General features: G+C 28.3%; 3 protein-coding genes and 1 other annotated feature. Of the genes, 2 read left to right on the top strand and 1 reads right to left on the bottom strand.

The features are described 5' to 3' along the window. Nucleotides 1-41: 41 nt before the first annotated feature. Entirely contained in the window at nucleotides 42-755 is a 714-nt protein-coding gene (locus VN21_RS11390) for a M48 family metallopeptidase (RefSeq protein WP_046823390.1), read from the top strand. 63 nt (nucleotides 756-818) lie between these two features. After that, nucleotides 819-1,071, top strand: a binding site (T-box leader). Nucleotides 1,072-1,154: 83 nt separating this feature from the next. Further along, entirely contained in the window at nucleotides 1,155-2,468 is a 1,314-nt protein-coding gene (locus tag VN21_RS11385) for a Na+/H+ antiporter NhaC family protein (RefSeq protein WP_046823389.1), read from the top strand. A gap of 80 nt (nucleotides 2,469-2,548) precedes the next feature. Here VN21_RS11385 and VN21_RS11380 read toward each other — a convergent pair whose 3' ends face one another. Then, entirely contained in the window at nucleotides 2,549-2,896 is a 348-nt protein-coding gene (locus tag VN21_RS11380; RefSeq protein WP_046823388.1) for a hypothetical protein, read from the bottom strand. Between the last annotated feature and the right edge of the window lie 178 nt (nucleotides 2,897-3,074).

Below are 3,074 nucleotides of genomic sequence, written 5' to 3'. Positions count from 1 at the left end.
TAATTGGTAACAATTAAAAAATAGTTGTCAGGAGATAATTTATGGAAGTTACATTTATGTATAAAAATAGGGAAATAAGATTTAATGTAATTTATAGAAAAAGGAAAACTATGAGTTTAGAAATTAAAAGAGATGGCATTATTAATGTAATTGCGCCTAATGGTTTGGACGAAAGTTTTATAGTTGATAAAGTGAAAAATAAATCTGATTGGATAATAAAAAAATTAGATGAAATTGAGGTTTTAAATAATAATCGATATACAAGGAGTTATAAAAGTGGAGATATATTTTTATATTTAGGTAATGAGTACATATTAGAAGTTTTGATAGATAAAAGTACAATTGGAACTATTGTTAGTTTAGAAAATAATAAATTAATAGTTAGGTCAAACTCTAATAATAAAGATGTGATACAACGTGCTTTAAAAAAATGGTATACGGATGAAACCTTAGGCATTGTTAAAGAAAGAATAAGCTATTATAAGATCTTTTTTGAAGATACAGTAACTTCTATAAAAATTAAAGATCAGAAGTCAAGATGGGCTAGTTGTACTTATAAAAATGAAATACTATTTAATTTAAGATGTTCTATGATGCCTATACAAATAATTGATTATATAGTTGTACATGAAATGTGCCATATGGAGCACAGAAACCATTCTAAGGATTTTTATTTGGCTGTGGAAAAAATTTTACCGGATTATAAGGAAAGGATCAAATGGTTGAAAAATAATGGGATGCGAATGAATTTTTAGAAAATTCTATAAAATGGTTGACAAAGTATAATAAAATGTATAATATGTAAAATATAAATAAAATTAAAGGCGAAGAAAAGGAAAGTAACTTTAAGAATACTTTTACAGAGAGCTTTTGTTGGTGAGAAAAAGCAAGGGATATTAAAGTGAAAATGGCCTTGGAGCTGTGTACCGAGATCTTTATGATTTAGGCTACAACGGGTTCACCCGTTACAGTGATAGAGTATAACCAAAATTTTGGCGTACTTGATGAGGTTTGTATTGCGAAATACAAATAAATTAGGATGGTAACACGAATTCAACTCTCGTTCCTAAGATTAAGTTCTTAGGCTCGGGAGTTTTTTTATTCCCAAAATTGAGGTTATGTTAAAACAATAAAAAATGAAGGGAGATTAAACAATGAAAAAAGAAGCAAAAAGAGGTAATCCATTAGCTTTATTACCATTAGGAGTATTTTTAGTATTATTTGTAGGAAGTGGAATTATAACTGGGGATTTTTATAAGATGCCAGCATTAGTGGCTTTCTTAATAGCAGGAGGTATAGCTTTATTATTTAATAAAAAAGAAAATTTAGAAACTAAGATGAATGTATTTTGTAAAGGTGCAGGAGATACAAATATTATATTAATGGTTATTATCTTTTTATTAGCTGGAGCTTTTTCAAGCGTAGCAAAGGCTATGGGTGGAGTTGATTCAACTGTAAATTTAAGTTTATCAATATTGCCATCAAATCTTTTAGTAGCAGGATTATTTATTATAGGGTGCTTTATTTCAATATCTATGGGAACATCAGTTGGGACTATAGCTGCATTAGCACCGATTGCGATAGGAGTAGCTCAAAAAACGGGTATTCCAGTTCCATTAGTAATAGGGGCAGTTGTTGGAGGTGCTATGTTTGGAGATAATTTATCTATGATATCAGACACAACAATAGCAGCGGTAAGAACACAGGGATGTGAATTAAAAGATAAATTTAAAATGAACTTTTTAATAGTATTACCAGCAGCTATTGCAACAGCTATAATTTTAACAGTAGTAACACTTGGATATGAGAATGTAGCAACTCAATCTTATGAGTATAATATTATAAAAGTTTTACCGTATATATTAGTTTTAGCAGGAGCTTTAATAGGTGTAAATGTATTTGTTTTACTTGGAAGTGGAATATTATTTGCAGGAGCTGTAGGGATATTTTCTAATTCATTTGGTATTTTAGGATTTATAGGTGCTATATCAGAAGGATTAGGTGGAATGTATGAACTAAGTTTATTAGTAATTGTAGTTGGAGGAGTTGTATCGCTAATTAAGTTTAATGGGGGCATTGATTATATACTACACTTTATAACTAGTAAAATAAAAAGCAAGAAAGGTGCAGAGTTTGGAATAGCAGCATTAGTAAGCGTTATAGACTTATGTACTGCTAATAACACAATAGCAATTGTAACAGCGGGACCTTTAGCAAAAGATATTGCTGAAAAATATGATATAGATCCAAGAAAAACAGCTAGTATATTAGATATATTTTCATCTTGTTGGCAAGGAGTGATACCTTATGGAGCACAATTATTAACTGCATCAGGAATAGCTGGAATATCCCCAGTTGAAATAATAAAATACCTTTATTATCCAGGGTTAATGTTTATATGTGGAATAGCAGCAATTACTTTTTCTCAAGTTGTAGTAAAAAAAAGTAACTTAAAAGAAAATATATAAACTAGAATAAAGCTATAAAAGCAATTAGTACAGGAAAATATTTATCTTGAACTAATTGCTTTTTTACTTTCATTACAAAATTATATTTTGTTTAACACAATTGTATCATTTTTAAATTTAATATTGTAATCAGCAAATATGACCAAAGTTTCATGAAGTCCTACACTAGAGATAACACCCATTCCTTGTAAAAATGAAATATTAGCCATACCAGCAATCATAGGAGCAAAGCCTATAGAGCCCATAAAGGCTGAATCGGCACTTTTATTTCTTAAGCTGTATTTACATCTATTTCTATCTGAATCTTTTATATTTACGTTATCAAGAACTTTCAATCCTTTTACAATTCTTTTATCAGTTATAGTAATTTTATTTTCTCTGTTTTTTAAAGCTAAATCTAGTTGAGATTTTGTATCGACTGTATGCATGAAAAAATTTCCTTTCTAAAATATAAAATTATACTAACATTATAGCATGAATGTATATACAAGCTGATAAGTAAATCTAAAAATAGTATAGTAGTTAGAAAATATTAGTTATAACTTTTATATATCTAATGAACAACGTATTAGTAATTCAATTAAATATATAAATATTATTAAAGTT

The organism is Paraclostridium benzoelyticum, from assembly GCF_001006285.1.
Lineage (GTDB): Bacteria > Bacillota > Clostridia > Peptostreptococcales > Peptostreptococcaceae > Paraclostridium > Paraclostridium benzoelyticum.
This window is presented reverse-complemented; position numbering and strand designations above follow the sequence as displayed.

Bases quoted from the DNA above. Each gene is read 5' to 3' on its own strand.
- VN21_RS11390 (WP_046823390.1), top strand. From the start codon at position 42: ATGGAAGTTACATTTATGTATAAAAATAGGGAAATAAGATTTAATGTA.
- VN21_RS11385 (WP_046823389.1), top strand. From the start codon at position 1,155: ATGAAAAAAGAAGCAAAAAGAGGTAATCCATTAGCTTTATTACCATTA.
- VN21_RS11380 (WP_046823388.1), bottom strand. From the start codon at position 2,896: ATGCATACAGTCGATACAAAATCTCAACTAGATTTAGCTTTAAAAAAC.